The sequence below is a fragment of the Idiomarina sp. Sol25 genome (genome assembly GCF_033052775.1).
Taxonomy (GTDB): Bacteria; Pseudomonadota; Gammaproteobacteria; order Enterobacterales; family Alteromonadaceae; genus Idiomarina.
This window is the reverse complement of record NZ_JAUPEW010000006.1, coordinates 133,806-150,036: the sequence shown is the minus strand read 5'-3', so window position 1 is coordinate 150,036 and position 16,231 is coordinate 133,806. Positions and strand designations below refer to the sequence as shown.

The following is a 16,231-nucleotide window of genomic DNA, read 5'->3' as shown; positions in this document are numbered from 1 at the left end:
CGCTACAAGTTCATCCCTGAACGCTTGTCGAAGGCCATCCATGGCCTTCGACACTCCTACAGCAGAAACCCCACGGGTTTAGCGCCTCTTGCAGTTTGAGCCTGGCGTTTACGTCAGGTACTGGCTGTTATTTTTATGCCTAACGCTTTAGTGACAGCTAATACACTTTAGCAAATAAGATGGATAAATTAGCAGAGCGGCGGAAGCAGGTATGTAAGCTGAGGAGTTGAAGTACTGTAGGTGTTTAGTGTTTATGCTGACTGACGGTGGCGTCAGGGTCACAGCTCTCACCTGATATGAAAATCAGGCAAGGAATAGCGCCAGCCTATAATTATTGCTATAATAGTAACAGTTACCACTTAAAAACCGCTTAAATTGTTACTATTATGACGCTTAATCTAAACACGGCATACGATACTCAGCTTGATCTTAAAGAGCATATTAAGCAACTGCGAAAAGCACAAAAGCTGTCGGTTGAAGCTTTGTCTGAAAAATCAGGTGTGCCCTATGGGACCGTTCGTAAGTTTGAGCGCACAGGAAACATCTCTTTGCGTCAGTTTTTAATGCTGGTCGAAGCTCTGGGTGAACTCAACCAACTCAGGGAATTTCTGGAGCGGGAAAAAGCCCCTAAAACCATAGATGAGGTTTTGAAAAATGCTTGATACGCCTCTTCAGGTAATACGCACTTTGTCGGATGGTAAGCGGGTTGGTGTTGGCACTCTGGCTGAAAATAAATCGGGCGTTTATTTTCAGTACCACGACGATTATTTAAAACAACACAAAACCTCCTTGTCACCATTCAATCTAAAAGCGACAACTGAGCTTCAAAAAGCCCCACGACAACCTCATTATGGCTTACACGGTGTTTTTGCGGATAGCCTGCCTGACGGTTGGGGGCTTTATCTCATGGACAGAGTGTTTCGAAAAAATGGCTATAACCCACAGAAAATATCGGCATTGGAGCGTCTGGCTGTTATTGGTTCGGACTGTTTGGGGGCGCTTTCCTATGAGCCGAAAACTCGCTTAAGGGAAGGTAGCAGTGACGATATTGCTTTACGAAGACTGGGTCAGGAAGCGATAAAAGAGTTTGAGGGTAATGAAACGGATCTTATCGAGCATCTACAGGCGGCCGGAGGCTCTGGTGGTGCTCGCCCGAAATTAAATGCGACCTTACTGGGCAATGGCCAGTATTCAACTGAGCCGAACGCAAAAGGTAAAAAGCTGATTGTGAAACTGACGTCGGAACGTTTTTTACTAAAGCATGAAGAAAGCCTGGTTGAGTACTTGTACTTAACTATGGCCAAAAACGTTGGAATTCAGGTGCCTGAGTTTGAGCTTATCGACGCGGGTAACGGTCAGTTTTGGTTGCAGCAGGCGCGTTTTGATTGCTCTGAAAACGGTCGCTACCACATGCTGTCAGCCTCAGGTCTACTTGATGCTTCCTTCCGGGAGCCTTCATTGGATTACGTGGACTTAATTAAGGCTACGCGACTTATGTGCGGCGTTGATGAAGCGCAAAAACTGGTTAAGCGGGCATTGTTTAATTATGTAACTGTGAATCAGGATGATCATTCGAAAAACTTTAGCTTCCTCGCCAATGACAAGGATGAGTGGCAACTCTCACCGTGTTACGACATTGTCTATAGTCCGTCTTCTTATGGTGAGCATATGACCGCATTCAACGGTAACGGAGCTTGTCCGGATAAAACCGCGTTAGAGCAGATGGCCGGGCAGGCTGGTTTTGCAAACAGCAAGCCGCTTTACCATATGCTGGATGAAATTTATCAACAAATCCGAAACTTCAAAACCGAAGCTAAAGCTCTAGGGGTTTCTGTTGGCCTCATTAAAACTATTGAAAATGATATTGCTGTGCGGGCGCGTAATGTACATCTAAATGTGTAGACTGACGTTCACGCCAGAAATGATATCCTACAGCACCACCGTGTTTTTATGCGGAGGGTTGGCTTGGAAGGTTTCGCGCAAAGCGCTTTCGTAGCTGGGTTTCAGGTGGGTTATCCAAAGCTCAGCGGGTTGTTGTTCCAGGCTATTCAGGGCGCTTTCAAGTAAGCCCGGTGTCATGTGTTTGGTTTTTTCTGCAACCGGCAGTAACTCGTCGGGAAAGGCGCATTCCAGCATTAGGGTGTCAATATGGCCTAAACGGTTAAGTTGCTCGGTCAGTTGCTTGCCGGCAATGGTATCGGCAGCAAAAACAAAGTGTTTGCCCTGGCTTTTTACGCTGTACCCAACTGTCGGCACGCTATGCTCTACGGCAAAGGCTTTAATTTCTATACCTTCCAGCTCTATGCACTCACCCGGGTGAATTTCTTTAAATCTCAGTATCGGTTCAGGCCCTTTGGTCATGCTGTTGAGCTCAGGCCAAATATCGCCGTTAAAAATATTATTTTGCAGCTTTTCCAGAGTGTGAGCCTGTGCGTAAACCGTAACGGGTAAGTGCTCACTTCCGTATTGGTTGCTTAAAAATGTGGGCAAAGCGGCAATGTGATCCATATGCGAGTGGGTCAGAAATACATGCCTAACCTGGTGCATTTGCGCGAGACTTAGTTGATTCAGACCGGTGCCGGCGTCAATCAGAATGTTATGATTGAGCTGGATGCAGGTAGAGCCGCCTTTATTGTCGCCACTGAGTCCGCCGCTGCAGCCAAGAACTTGAATATTCACAATCTGTTCCCATCTTGGTTTACACTGTAGTGAAAGATTATCACATTAATACAGCCGAGGAGGCTACATGGAAAACACACCGACGAAAAGCTCTCCTGTTATGCCGCAGTTAATTATTCTGACCTTATTTTGGGTTGGTCTGCAATTGGTTGCCACCTGGGTAAAAGGCGACTTTTCTCATGTAAGCCAGTATATAAGCGAAATTAACGCGACCGGCAGCACTGCCGCTGGCGCTTTTGGCTGGGTCGGCTTTATTCCGCTGGCGATGGTTTCTTTCGGTGTGCTATTAACTGCGCGCCCGCATTTACGCGTTAAAGGCATTAGCCATATTGGCTGGAGCCTGCTGTTTTTCTATCCTGTGGCTTATCTTGGTGCGGCGTTGGCGCCTTGTGACTTAGGCTGTCCGACAGATGGTTCCAGTTCTCAGGCATTACACAACGTTATTAGTATGGTCAGTTATTTCGGTTTTGCGTTAGGTACGCTTTTACTGACTTTTACACCAAAAACCACCTGGCCGGTGCGCTGTGCTTTTGTTCTTCTGTCGGTGATTATTGCCTTAGGTTTTGTGTTAATGATTAACCCCGAATTGACTGAAGTACGCGGCGCGATACAACGTTATATTGGCGTGGCACAACTGGTGGTGTTCTGGCTGCTGTTGTGGCTTAAACCGGCAGAAGCCGACGGAGGCAGTAATGAGTAAATCTGTTCGTTTAAGTGTGGAAGGCATGAGCTGTGGCTCGTGCGCCAGTCGTGTCGACAAGGCATTAAATGGCTTAGACGGCGTTGAAGATGCTTCGGTAAACCTGGCGTCGGACAGTGCTGAAGTAACTTATTCTGACAAGCTGTCGGTGGATGACTTAGTTCAGGCGGTGAAAAGTGCGGGCTACGAGGCGCATGAGATTGTTGATCGCGATAAGCAAATGCGTGAGCAGCGTGAGCAACAGGCAAAGGAAATGCGTACGTTAAAAGGCCAGTTATGGCTTTCGACTTTGCTGACGTTGCCGGTGTTCCTGCTGGCCATGGGCAACCATATGGTGCCGGTGTTTTCCGAGTGGGTACATAACTCACTCGGCTTGCAAACCAGCTGGTGGATACAGTTAGTGCTTACTACCCTGGTATTAGCGGTTCCCGGCGCACGCTTTTATAAATTGGGTGTTCCCGCGCTATTCCGGGGCGCACCGGATATGAACTCTTTGGTGGCACTGGGCGCCACGGCGGCCTGGGGCTATTCGGTGGTGGCAACTTTGGTGCCTTCGTGGTTGCCGAGTGAGTCAGTGAACGTTTACTTCGAAGCCTCGGCGGTTATTGTCACCTTGATCCTGGCCGGGCGCTTTATGGAAGCACGGGCTAAAAGCCACACCTCCGATGCTATTCAGCGTTTAATGAGTCTGCAAAGCAAAACAGCGCGAGTGGTGCGTGACGGCGAAGTGACCGAAGTCGATATTGCCGAGCTGGGCAAGGGCGATGAAATTGAAGTACGTCCGGGTGAACGCATTGCTCTGGATGGTGAAGTATCTTCCGGTGACAGTTATGTCAACGAGGCTATGATAACCGGTGAAGCCGAACCGGTGCACAAGCAAAAAAAAGACAAAGTCGTTGGCGGAACGCTGAACGAAAAAGGCACTTTGCGTTTTAAAGTAACGGCTACCGGTGAAGGAACCGTGCTGGCGCAGATCATCCGTATGGTCGAGCAGGCGCAGGGCAGTAAATTGCCGATTCAGGACACAGTGAACCGCATTACCCTGTGGTTTGTTCCTGCGGTGATGCTGGTGGCCTTGCTGACTTTTGTGGTGTGGTATTTTGCTGCCAGTGAGTCAGCACTCACTTTTGCACTGGTTAATGCTGTCGCCGTTCTCATTATTGCCTGCCCTTGCGCCATGGGTCTGGCGACGCCCACGTCTATTATGATGGGCACAGGCCGCGGTGCGGAGATGGGTGTGTTGTTCCGTCAGGGTAGTGCCTTGCAGGCGTTGCAACAATCCAAAGGCGTTATCTTTGATAAAACGGGTACGCTGACCGAAGGCAAGCCGACTATTACAGAGTGGATTACCCTAAGTGAGTTTGACGAAAAAGAGGTGCTGACATTGGCGGCTTCGATTGAAGCTAAGTCGGAACACCCCACCGCAGAAGCTTTGGTGAATTATGCCAAAGAGCAGGACATTAAAGTCAGCGAGCCTGAGAGCTTTGAGGCTATTTCAGGTTTAGGTGCCACCGGCAAAGTAGATGGTAAAACGCTTTACATTGGCACCAGCGAGCTGATGCAGGACAACGACATTGCGCTGGGTGCTGAGCCTGCGGATGCTAAAACATGGTCAGAGAGTGGACGCACCCCGATTTATGTCGCAATAGACGGTAAGCTGGCGGCCGTATTTACTCAGGACGACCCGATAAAAGCCAGTGCCAAAGAATTGATTAAACGCTTACACGCCGATGGTCTGAAAACCGCCATGGTAACCGGTGACGCTGAGTCTACTGCAAACCGTATTGCCAAAGAGCTGGGCATTGACGAAGTGGTCGCCAATGTAAAACCCGATGGTAAAGTCGACGCGGTTAAGCGCCTGAAAAAAGAATGGGGTCAGGTTATATTTGTGGGTGACGGTATTAACGACGCTCCGGCACTGGCCTCCGCGGACGTGGGCTTTGCTATTGGGACCGGTACAGACGTCGCTATTGAATCTGCCGATGTGGTGCTAATGTCCGACAATCTGACCGTGGTACAACAGGCCTTTGCTTTGTCTGAAGCCACCATGCGCAACATTCGTCAGAATTTATTCTGGGCTTTTGCTTATAATACCGCACTGATCCCTGTCGCGGCGGGCGTACTGTATCCGTTTTTCGGTATTTTACTGTCACCTATGCTGGCAGCGGGTGCCATGGCGTTATCCAGTGTGTTCGTGATAACTAACGCGCTGCGGCTTAAAACCGTGAATTTAGAGAAGTAAATTGAAAGGAATGGACGGCCATGAAAGTCGGGGTTTTTGATAGCGGTGTCGGTGGTTTAACCGTGGCTCGATCGTTGCAACAAAGCGGTTGTTTCAGCGAGCTGCTGTATTACGGGGACACCGCCCGGGTGCCTTACGGTAGCAAGGACAGCAATACGGTGACGCGCTATGCGCTGGAAGCGGTTGAGTTTTTTAATGGCGCCGATGTGGATTGTCTGGTGGTGGCCTGTAACACCGTGAGTGTGACTGCTTTAGAGCAAATGCAGAAGTTCTCCAATAAGCCGGTGTACGGGGTACTGGAGCCCGGTGTAATGGCTTTGGAGCAACTGCAGGGTATTGATACCAGTGCCAGAGTGTTGGTTATTGCTACGCGATCGACTATAAACTCCGGTGCTTACCAGCAACAGATACAGGCTTTAGGTTACAACCAGGTGGAGGCCCTGCCCACGCCGTTGTTTGTGCCTATTGTCGAAGAAGAGCTTTATGACGGCCCGATACTGCAGGAAACTTTTAAGCATTATTTTGGCAAGCTTGAACAACCCGATGTGGTGCTGCTGGGGTGTACTCATTTTCCGTTGATAGCCAAGAGCATTTCAGCTTATTTCAATGGCGCCAAAACCATCCACTCCGGCGAAGCCATGCTGGCCTGGCTGAAGCAACATCTGGACCTAATCGCCCAGTTTGACACCACTCCACTGCACATTATAGCCACTGAAAACGTCGACGCCGTAAAACGCACCGCCACCCGCTGGGGCCTGAAGCTGTAGCCTGACCGAACGAGTGCTGAGGTTATAAAGGCTCTTTCGGAGGACGCCCGCGAGTACATCCCTGTAGGGCTTGAGCAGCGCCATCCATGGCGCTGCACACCTCCGTAAGAGCCTTTGTAACCGTCGGCGCACTCATCCGGCGAGCTTTATCAGTTCCATGGCCTTCGTCAAGCGTTCATGGATGAACTTGCAGCGTCTCCTGAAGCCCGGGTTCTGTTATCTCAGCCGAATTACCTACCAGCTCTGCTTCCCCTGCTCTGAGCCAGCTGGAATAGCAACTAGCGTGATGTTGATGTTATGATATTCGTATTACTTTTGCTTTCAGGAGTTTGTACTTATGCCGCAGACGCAGCGTCCGCTTTATATTCCGTATTCTGGTCCTAACTTGTTGGAAACCCCGTTACTGAACAAGGGCAGTGCCTTTAGTCGGGAAGAGCGTGCCGCGTTTAACCTGACGGGCTTGTTGCCACCTCGTTATGAAAGCATTGAGGAGCAGGCCGAGCGGGCTTACATGCAGTACAGAAGCTTTGAAACGCCCATTAACAAGCACATTTATCTGCGCGCTATTCAGGACAACAACGAAACCCTGTTCTATCGTTTATTGACGGATCATCTGGAAGAGATGATGCCGATTATCTACACCCCGACGGTGGGTGATGCCTGTGAGAAGTTCTCAGATATTTATCGCAGCTCACGCGGTTTATTTATTTCCTATTCCGAACGCGATCAGATTGACGATATTCTGCGCAATGCCACTAAACAAAAAGTGAAAGTGATTGTGGTGACCGACGGTGAGCGCATTCTGGGCTTAGGCGACCAAGGTATAGGCGGCATGGGTATTCCTATTGGAAAGCTCTCGCTGTACACCGCTTGCGGCGGAATTAGCCCTGCGTATACGCTGCCGGTGATGCTGGATGTTGGTACCAATAATGAAAAATTGCTGGAAGACCCTATGTATATGGGCGCTCGGCATAAGCGTATTGAGCAGGACGAGTACGACGAATTCCTCGACAAGTTCATAAAAGCGGTGACCAGACGCTGGCCGGGCGTGATGCTGCAGTTTGAGGATTTTGCTCAGCCTAATGCCATGCCTTTATTGCGTCGTTATCGCGACGAAATCTGCTGTTTTAATGACGACATTCAGGGCACCGCGTCTGTGACGGTGGGCACCTTGCTGGCAGCATGCCGTCAAAAAGGTAAAAAGCTGAGTGAGCAGAAGGTGGTGTTTGTTGGTGCTGGATCTGCGGGCTGCGGTATTGCAGAGCAGATTATGATTCAGATGACCGCCGAGGGCTTAAGCGAGGAACAAGCGAAGAAACAGATCTTCATGGTCGACCGTTTTGGTTTGGTTATGGATACCATGGATGGTTTGCGTGACTTCCAACAGGCGCTGGCGCAGAAGACCAGCGATTTAAACGCGTGGGAATACAGTGGTGATTATCCGTCGCTGCTGGACGTTATGCATTGTGCCGAGCCTGACATTTTAATTGGTGTGTCAGGCCAGGCCGGGCTCTTCACCGAACAAGTTATTTCAACCATGGCAAAAAATGTCGAGCGTCCCATTATTTTTCCACTGAGTAACCCCTCCAGACACGTGGAAGCGCACCCTACAGATGTCCTGAAGTGGAGCGAAGGCCGGGCTATTGTGGCAACCGGAAGCCCGTTCGGAGAGGTGGAATATGATGGCCGTATTTACCCGATAGCGCAGTGCAATAACAGTTATATTTTCCCAGGCATTGGTCTTGGGGTGTTAGCGGTTAAATCTGAGCGGGTGAGTGATGAAATGCTGCGAGTGGCAAGTAAAACACTGGCGAATGCATCGCCCAGCGCTAATGGTAAAGGTGAAGCCTTATTGCCAGCTTTTAATGATTTAACTCAGCTAAGCAAAGACATTGCTTTTGCTGTGGGTAAAGTGGCTCAACAAGAGGGTTTAGCACTGGAAATTGATGACGACACGCTGCGTGAGCGCATCGACAACAATTTCTGGAAACCGGAATACCGCTTCTACAAGCGCGTAAGTATTTAAGAATGCGCTAAGTCGATGGCCCGCTGTAAATCGTTTAGCAGGTCATCGGCGTTTTCAATGCCTACCGATAAACGCAATAAATCCAGCGGCACCGGCGTGTCCGGGCCTTCAATGCTGGCGCGATGCTCAATCAGACTTTCCACGCCACCTAATGACGTAGCGCGGTGCCAGAGCTGAGTTTTAGCTGCAACCGCAATTGCCGCTTTTTCTCCACCGGCTAAACGAATAGACAGCATACCGCCAAAACCGCTCTGCATTTGCTTAACGGCTATTTCATGACCGGCAAAGCTTGGCAAGCCGGGATACAAGACTTCAATAACCTGCGGGTGCTGCTCCAGTTGTTCTGCAATATATAACGCACTTTGACAACTTTCCCGGACCCGTAAAAACAGCGTTCGCATGCCACGCAAGAGTTGCGCTGCGTCCTGAGGCCCCGGAACGGCTCCGGACTGGGCACGAATAGCCACTAAGCGTTTCCAGAACTCGTTATCTTCACGAGCAGCCAGTGCGCCGGAAATAACATCGGAGTGGCCGTTTAGGTACTTAGTCGCGGAGTGCATGACAATATCGGCTCCAAGATCCAATGGCTTGGTCAGCAGTGGTGTTGCCACCGTCGAATCAACGGCAAGCAGGGCACCACATTCTTTTGCCAGGTTAGCGACGGCGGCGATATCGGTAACTGTCCAAAGCGGGTTGCCCGGCGTTTCAAGCCAAATAAGCGTAGGCTCTCTTTCCGCAATAGCGTCGCGTATTTTATTTAAATTGGTGGTATCGAGAAACCGAACATCCAGTCCGCTATCGACACCAAAAGTTTGTAGCCATTTGCGCAAAGCCCAGTACATAACCTTGGGAGCTATGACCGAGTCGCCTGGCTTTAAGGCCTGAAAAACAGCGGTAGCAGCGGCCATTCCCGAAGCGAACAGGCGTGCATCTGCCGCATTTTCTAATTCTGCCAACAGCTTTTCTGCAGGGCGATAAGTGGGGTTGTCAGCTCTTGAATACACCCGACCGCTACGATATTGATTGTCGTCATCACGCAGATAAGTCGTTGATGTGTATACTGGAGGGATAATTACTCCATTCTCGTTGTCAGAGTGACTACCACCCTGAGCAAGGAGTGATTGCGGCGAAAAAGGACGTTTCGTCATATAAATTCTCGTTAAAGTAATCTCAATGCGAGATATCACGTATATTAGAAAGGAATCATTTCATACTAACCGAAGAGGTATTGCAATGCGTTACATAATTTCCGCACTACTAGGCTCTATGTTGTTTGTCGCAAACGCCGCGCAGGCTAACGAATGTGAGCTCTCCATAGATAGCAATGACAACATGAGATTTGATACAAAAGAGATGTCCGTACCAGCTAGCTGTGACGAAGTAACAGTAACCCTTCATCACACGGGTAAACTGGATAAAAAAGTGATGGGTCACAACTGGGTACTAAGTGAAGCTGGTGACATGCAGTCTGTGGTACAACAAGGTATGTCAGCAGGTATGGATAGTAACTATGTACCAGATTCTGATGCTGTAATTGCTGCAACCGACGTTATTGGTGGTGGTGAGCAAACGTCAGTGACGTTTTCAACAGAAGGTATGAGTGCAGATACTGATTATAAATTCTTCTGCACCTTCCCAGGCCACTCAGCAATTATGCAAGGCAGCTTTGCGATTAAAGAATAACTTTCGCAATATGGCTTAACCGCAAATTGACTAGTAATAACTGCAGCCCCCGTGGCTGCAGTTTTTTTGGAGCTCTATTTGACTGCTATGAAGTTTTTACTCATTACCTTTGTTCTTTTGTTGTCATTGCTTGGTACAGGTAGTCAGGCGCAACAATTTGGATCACGTGAAGCGCTGGTGATTACGCAGCCAGTCACCTTTGAGCGCGAACGCAATAGGGTAGAAGCAGTTGGTACAGCGGAAGCTGTGCGCTCCATTACCATATACCCTGCTGTTGGCGACAGAGTGGTTTCGGTAAATTTTACGCCGGGGGAAAAAGTTGAGAAAGACCAGCTATTGGTCGAGCTGGATGCCCGTCGCCAGAAAGTTGCAGTAGAACAAGCACAAATTAACCTGCGCGATGCAGAACGTACGGTAGAACGTTTACGTTCGAGCCGTGAACAGGGCGCTGTTCCTCAGTCGGAACTGGATAACGCTATTTTATTAAGAGATTTAGCCCGGGTTGAACTGGAAAACGCCAAAATTGAGTTGGAAGACCGTTTTATCCGTGCGCCTTTTACCGGAATTATCGGTATTACTGACGTTGAAGTTGGTGACCGCATTGATCAACAAACGGCTATCGCCACTTTAGATGACCGTTCGACCTTATTAATTGATTTTCGTATTCCTGAAGCGGCGGTCTCGTTGTTGCAGGACGGCGCAAAACTAAAAGTGGAGCCCTGGCGCTATTCTGGTACGCCGGTAACGGCTGAAATTGTTGAGCTGGACTCACGAATTAATGCCACTAGCCGTATGTACAGAGCTCGTGCAGAAATCAGTAACGACAGTGATGATTTTTTACCGGGAACGAGTTTCAGAACGGCCATAGAACTTGCCGGTGAAGAGTTCGCTTCAATACCTGAAGCGGCCTTATCCTGGGGGGTTAATAACCCATTCGTCTGGGTGGTTGAAGACGACAAAGCGCACCGAGTCGACGTGCAAATAGAACAGCGTTTGGCAGGACGTGTCTTGGTTTCAGGCGATATTCAACGTGATGATTTGCTTATAGTTGAAGGTGTTCAAAGCTTACGAGAAGGTCAGCCAGTGACTTTCGACAGAACCACACTTGATGCGCAAGAGGGCATTGAATAATGTCAGATCAACAACCGAATAATCAGCAGGATGCGAACGACTTACCTTCGGTCTCTATTCGTCGTCCGGTATTGATTGTTGTTCTTAATGTTCTTATTGCTGTAGCTGGTTTGGCTGCGCTTATGGGCGTAGAAGTACGTGAACTTCCGGATGTGGACAGACCCGTTGTTGGTGTAAGCGCGTCACTTCCGGGGGCCGCACCGGAAACAGTGGATGCCGAGGTCACCAGTATTCTGGAGGGAGCGGCAGCTCGTGTTTCGGGTGTAGAGTCAATTCAGTCCTCGAGTGAAGAAAATAGTGCGCGGATTTCTATTGAATTCCGTCCCGGAGTTGACTTGGATGTGGTGGCCGCGGAGGTTCGCGAAGCGGTCAATCAAGTGCGTCGGGAATTACCCGACGATGTTGAACAAATTAATGTTCGTAAAGCTGACAATGATGCGCGATCAGTTTTGGATATTGCGGTTAGCAGCGAGAGCCTGACTCAGGAAGAATTGACCCGCCGTCTGGAAACCGATTTGTCTCCGGCATTTTTAGCCATAAACGGTGTTGCCGATGTGCGCCTGAACGGTGACCGGGAACGCGTATTGCGGGTTGATCTTGATCCGCTCAAGCTCGTGAGTTTTGGTTTATCTGTAACGGATGTCGCTGATGCATTGCGCCTGGCGCCTTTTGACGTACCGGCTGGTAGTTTGCGATCAACCGACCAGCGTCTGATTATTCGTGCAGATGCCACAGCCATTACGGAAGAGCAAGTAGAGAACATAATTGTTCGCGATGACACTCGTGTTGGTGATGTCGCACAGGCTTATTTTGCACCGGCTGATGCTGGCAGTTTTGTTCGACTGGACGGTAAACCGGTGGTTGGTTTGGGGGTAATACGCCAGGCGGGGTCTAATACCATTGAAATCTCTGATCAGGCGTTGAAGGTCCTTGAACGCCTGCGAGAGCGTTTTCCTGATATGGAAATGCGTATCACCAATGATGATGCGCAATTTATTCGTACATCAGTAGCTGAAGTAGTGACAACGCTCGCCATTACCATCGCTCTGGTTGTCGTTACTTTATGGGTATTCATTGGTTCATTCCGCGCGACGATTATTCCTGCGTTCTCCATTCCGGTTGCGCTGTTCGGTGCTATAGCCGCTATTTGGCTAATGGGATTTTCCATCAACATTTTGACCTTACTGGCGCTGGTACTGGCTACAGGCTTGATTGTTGATGATGCCATTGTGGTTACTGAAAATATTCAGCGACGCCGCAGCATGGGGCTTGGTAGCCGTGCTGCGGCCGTATTAGCCACCCGCGAAGTGTTTTTTGCGGTAGTGGCAACGACGGCGGTATTGGTTGCGGTTTTCGTCCCTATTGCGTTTTTACCCTCAACGGCGGGGCGTTTATTCCGCGAGTTTGGCGGTGTTCTTGCCGCGGCAGTGGTCATTTCTTCTTTTGTCGCTTTATCCCTGGTGCCGGCATTTACCGCTCGTTTGCCTAAATCAGCCGGGCAGAATAACCGGTTTGCAGGAATCGGCAATGCCTTTAAACGGTTCTATAAACGAACGCTGCGCAAAGCTCTGGACTTTAGCTGGGTTGTGGTGGTGTTATCGTTACTGTCTGCTGGCGGCGGAGCGTTGCTTTATAATGAAATTGACAGCGAGCTTATGCCTAGTGAAGACCGCGGGGCGGTTCGGGTGTTCTCGCGCGGACCTGACGGTGTTGGTCTTAAGTTTATGGATCGTCAGGCACGTAAGCTGGAAGAAGTGCTGCTGGAATATAAAGAAAGTGGTGACATCGAGTCCATTTACACTGTTGTTGGCCAGTGGGACCCAAATCTGGTTTTCATTACAGCAAACCTTAAACCCTGGGAAGAGCGAGATATTAGCCAACAGGAAATCATTAATAGCATTCGGGAGCCATTGAGCCAGGTTCCGGGTGCGCCGGGACGCGCTTTTGGTGATAACAGCCTGAATTTAAGAGGTCAGGGCGGTGGCCTGGAAATGGCGATTACCGGCGAAAATTATGACGACATCTTTAGAGCTGCCCGTGAGTTTACTGCCGTAGTCAAAGAGCGGATGCCGGATTTGGGTGACCCGAATGTCTCCTACCAACCCACGCAACCACAATTACGGGTGAAAATTGATCGTCGCCGCGCTGCAGAACTTGGAGTTTCCTTAAATGACATATCTTCTACTCTGCGTGCTGCTATAAATGGTGATGATGTCGCTGACTTAAACGTGGGAGACCAGCAAATTCCGGTTATGTTGCGCACGCGCAATAATTTAATTCAGTCGCCACAAGATATGCAAAACCTTTATGTGTCCTCCAGTAGTGGCGATTTGGTACCCATTTCCAGCGTTTCAGAAATTATTGAAGAGGGTGTGTCTGCAGAGTTGGAACGTCAGGCACAGCGGCGCGCGATAGAAGTTGATGTGCAACTGCCTGAAGGTTTGCCGATGTCGGAAGTTGTAGAGCAGTTGCGTGCTATTGCCGAAGAAGTTTTGCCCAGCAGCATGGGGCTGGTATTTTTAGGCGAAGCCGCAACATTTGAAGACACCTCACAGGAAATAGCTATGACCTATATTCTGGCGTTCCTGATTGTCTTGTTGGTACTCGCGGCTCAGTTTGAATCATTAAACAGTGCGGTGGTTGTTATGCTGACCGTACCTTTCGGCGTTGCCGCAGCTATCTACGCCTTGTTCCTGACGGGCACCTCCATGAACATTTACTCACAGATTGGATTGGTGATGCTGATTGGTCTGCTGGCGAAAAACTCTGTATTGCTGGTTGAGTTTGCCGACCAGCTGCGTGACCGAGGGCTCGCTGTTCGTGAGGCGATAGAAGAAGCTTCACTCATACGTTTACGGCCCATAATGATGACTCTGGTATCAACGGTTCTGGGTGGCCTGCCACTCATTCTGTCTTCTGGTGCGGGGGCCGAAGCGCGTAATTCAATTGGCTGGGTTGTTTTCGGTGGCTTGGGGCTGGCAACTCTGTTTACGCTTTACCTGACGCCTGTGCTTTATTTGTGGTTAGCACGCTTTACTAAACCTCGAGCGGATGAAGCGGCTCGTCTGGAAAGTGAAATGGAAGCAGCGAGAGAAAGCGGCCATTAAGATGGCCGCTCATAGGTTGCTGATTTCTGAATTTAAGAGTCCATGACGCTTAATTTGGTTCGAATATAGTCCGCGTGACCAATGTAGAGCAGGTCTGCCAGTTTGCGCAACATGCTTTCCTCATGAGGGTCAAGTTCGCCATCAGCGTAGGCAACTACCCATAAGCTTTCCAGTAATTCAACACGTTTTTCGTAGGCGAGAGCTTTTAGCTGAGAGGTGAACTCATGTAATGATGACGCTTCTTTTACTGCTGTTACGGCTTTTTTTATAGCGTTTTCCGCTTGCTCACCCTTAATCTCATATTCGTTCTCAAGCTCATGTAAAAGATGCTGACGTTCGTCGTCTGATAACTTACCGTCGGCAAGACTAATTTCAGTCATTAATACCAGTGAAAGGAATGCATCGTTTGTCATGCCATCAGCCTTATCCAGACTGACTTGTTCAGCGGCAGTATTGTTTTGAAAAAAGTTTTGCAGAGCTTTAAGCATACAAGGTCCTATTTAGGTAAATTCGGTAAGAAAAATGAAAATTCAGTGCCTTCGCCAGGTGTTGATTGGACAGAAATCTGACCTTTGAGTTTCCGTGTTACTAAATTATAAACAATAGAGAGGCCTAATCCTGAGCCGCCAGTCTGACGAGAGGTGGTAAAAAAAGGCTCAAAAATATCTTTGATGGTTTCGCTGTCCATGCCTTTGCCGTTGTCACGAAAAGAAAAGTGTACGCCGCTCTCTTCCTCGGCGGTAAGAATGTCAATTTTATGATTTTCGTTGGGCTCGGCAAAAGCATGGTCGTTGGTGTTACTGACCAAATTAGTCACGATTTGTGCCAGCGCCCCCTGATAGGTATTGAGGACAATGTCTTCACTGCAATGAATTGTAATGGTGACTTTTTTCTTTTTCACCATGGGGTTCAGGCTTAATACTAATGCGTGTAGGTAATCGTTGAGCTGGCATTTTACCAGCTCAAAACTGGACTGGTCGACAGCCGTTTTCTTAAAGTTCTGAATCAAAGTAGCGGCTCGTTCAAGGTTACTGCTTAGTAGCTGGTAAGCTTCAAACGTATTATCGATAAAGGTCTGCAGATGTTTTCGAGAAATGGAGCCATCGGTAAAGCTCTGATTCAGTTTTTTCAGCCGGTGCTCACAATGAGTCACGGCGGTTACTGAGACACCCAGCGGGGTATTCACCTCATGAGCAACACCTGCAACCAATTTACCTAATGCTGCCATTTTTTCCGTTTCAATTAACCTTTCCTGAGCCTGCTTAAAATTATCCAGTGCTTTGGTCAACGATTCCGTGCGCTCTTCGACCATACCTTCGAGTTGCTCGTTCTGCCGAATAAGCAGTGCCTCAAATCGCTCCCGTTCCGAAGCACTGACTGCCCGGCCATAAATATCCGCAAGTACACCGACAAAGGCGACTTCATTAGATGTCCAGTGGCGCGAGGGTCTGCGGCTTTCACAGCACATAACGCCTATCATTTCACCTTTATGGCGTAAGGGAACATCGAGCATGCCGTGTACACCGGTCTCCTCCAGATAGCTGGCGCTGAGCTCTGCTGTTGCCGGGTGACTGCGGGCATCATTGACGATGATGGTTCGCTCAGTCATTAGCACCTGAAAGTATGAAGGGAGTTCAGACTTGCGCAATACGGGCACATCAGTGTTTAACTGTTCTTTATCAATGAGTTTAGCGGCGGTCATGCTTTGTTTGTCTGGCTGCAATAACCAAATACTAACCCGGGTGATATCCAGCCCTTTCAAAGCTGAAGTTAATATAAGCTCAGACGCTCTCTCTAAGTCGCCACCGTCAATATCGGGCGATTTAGAGACGTCCAGGAGGATGTTTTCTAAGGCGTCGTTCATATTCAATCCGGTTGCCTGAATATTTGCTCACT

General features: G+C 49.1%; 13 protein-coding genes. 9 read left to right on the top strand and 4 right to left on the bottom strand.

Going from position 1 to position 16,231, the window contains the following annotated elements:
• The first annotated feature begins 386 nt into the window (after window positions 1–386).
• Entirely contained in the window at window positions 387–662 is a 276-nt protein-coding gene (locus Q5L94_RS10245) for a helix-turn-helix transcriptional regulator (RefSeq protein WP_317498311.1), read from the top strand.
• On the top strand, window positions 655–1,902 hold the full coding sequence (locus tag Q5L94_RS10240) for a type II toxin-antitoxin system HipA family toxin (RefSeq protein WP_317498310.1): 1,248 nt from the start codon (window positions 655–657) through the stop codon (window positions 1,900–1,902). The genes Q5L94_RS10245 and Q5L94_RS10240 overlap by 8 nt, the downstream gene beginning before the upstream one ends.
• Before the next feature lie 27 nt (window positions 1,903–1,929).
• Here Q5L94_RS10240 and Q5L94_RS10235 read toward each other — a convergent pair whose 3' ends face one another.
• Window positions 1,930–2,679 (bottom strand): 3',5'-cyclic-nucleotide phosphodiesterase, encoded by a 750-nt coding sequence (locus Q5L94_RS10235; RefSeq protein WP_317498309.1) that lies wholly within the window; start codon window positions 2,677–2,679, stop codon window positions 1,930–1,932.
• 67 nt (window positions 2,680–2,746) lie between these two features.
• Between Q5L94_RS10235 and Q5L94_RS10230 the strand changes: the two genes are divergently transcribed.
• From Q5L94_RS10230 to Q5L94_RS10215, 4 genes are all read left to right on the top strand, one after another.
• Window positions 2,747–3,379, top strand: coding sequence for a DUF998 domain-containing protein (locus Q5L94_RS10230; RefSeq protein WP_317498308.1), 633 nt, complete (start codon window positions 2,747–2,749; stop codon window positions 3,377–3,379).
• Window positions 3,372–5,621, top strand: coding sequence for a heavy metal translocating P-type ATPase (locus tag Q5L94_RS10225; RefSeq protein WP_317498307.1), 2,250 nt, complete (start codon window positions 3,372–3,374; stop codon window positions 5,619–5,621). Before Q5L94_RS10230 ends, Q5L94_RS10225 begins: the two co-directional genes overlap by 8 nt.
• Before the next feature lie 20 nt (window positions 5,622–5,641).
• Window positions 5,642–6,388: a glutamate racemase gene (gene murI, locus Q5L94_RS10220; protein ID WP_317498306.1), complete on the top strand. Its 747-nt coding sequence runs from the start codon at window positions 5,642–5,644 to the stop codon at window positions 6,386–6,388.
• Between the two features lie 337 nt (window positions 6,389–6,725).
• Complete coding sequence (locus Q5L94_RS10215) at window positions 6,726–8,414, top strand: NAD-dependent malic enzyme (protein WP_317498305.1); 1,689 nt, start codon at window positions 6,726–6,728, stop codon at window positions 8,412–8,414.
• On the opposite strand, the gene Q5L94_RS10210 is transcribed toward Q5L94_RS10215, so the two are convergent.
• Complete coding sequence (locus Q5L94_RS10210; RefSeq protein ID WP_317498304.1) at window positions 8,411–9,562, bottom strand: PLP-dependent aspartate aminotransferase family protein; 1,152 nt, start codon at window positions 9,560–9,562, stop codon at window positions 8,411–8,413. The two genes, Q5L94_RS10215 and Q5L94_RS10210, sit on opposite strands and share 4 nt — an antisense overlap.
• 85 nt (window positions 9,563–9,647) lie before the next feature.
• Here Q5L94_RS10210 and azu point away from each other — a divergent pair, with 85 nt between their 5' ends.
• From azu to Q5L94_RS10195, 3 genes are all read left to right on the top strand, one after another.
• Window positions 9,648–10,097 (top strand): azurin, encoded by a 450-nt coding sequence (azu, locus tag Q5L94_RS10205; protein ID WP_317498303.1) that lies wholly within the window; start codon window positions 9,648–9,650, stop codon window positions 10,095–10,097.
• A gap of 87 nt (window positions 10,098–10,184) precedes the next feature.
• Window positions 10,185–11,228 (top strand): efflux RND transporter periplasmic adaptor subunit, encoded by a 1,044-nt coding sequence (locus Q5L94_RS10200; protein ID WP_317498335.1) that lies wholly within the window; start codon window positions 10,185–10,187, stop codon window positions 11,226–11,228.
• Complete coding sequence (locus Q5L94_RS10195) at window positions 11,228–14,335, top strand: efflux RND transporter permease subunit (protein ID WP_317498302.1); 3,108 nt, start codon at window positions 11,228–11,230, stop codon at window positions 14,333–14,335. The genes Q5L94_RS10200 and Q5L94_RS10195 overlap by 1 nt, the downstream gene beginning before the upstream one ends.
• A gap of 32 nt (window positions 14,336–14,367) precedes the next feature.
• Here the strand turns inward: Q5L94_RS10195 and Q5L94_RS10190 are convergent, their stop codons facing one another.
• On the bottom strand, window positions 14,368–14,823 hold the full coding sequence (locus Q5L94_RS10190) for a TerB family tellurite resistance protein (protein ID WP_317498301.1): 456 nt from the start codon (window positions 14,821–14,823) through the stop codon (window positions 14,368–14,370).
• Window positions 14,824–14,831: 8 nt separating this feature from the next.
• Entirely contained in the window at window positions 14,832–16,199 is a 1,368-nt protein-coding gene (locus Q5L94_RS10185; RefSeq protein ID WP_317498300.1) for a GAF domain-containing sensor histidine kinase, read from the bottom strand.
• Window positions 16,200–16,231 lie beyond the last annotated feature (32 nt).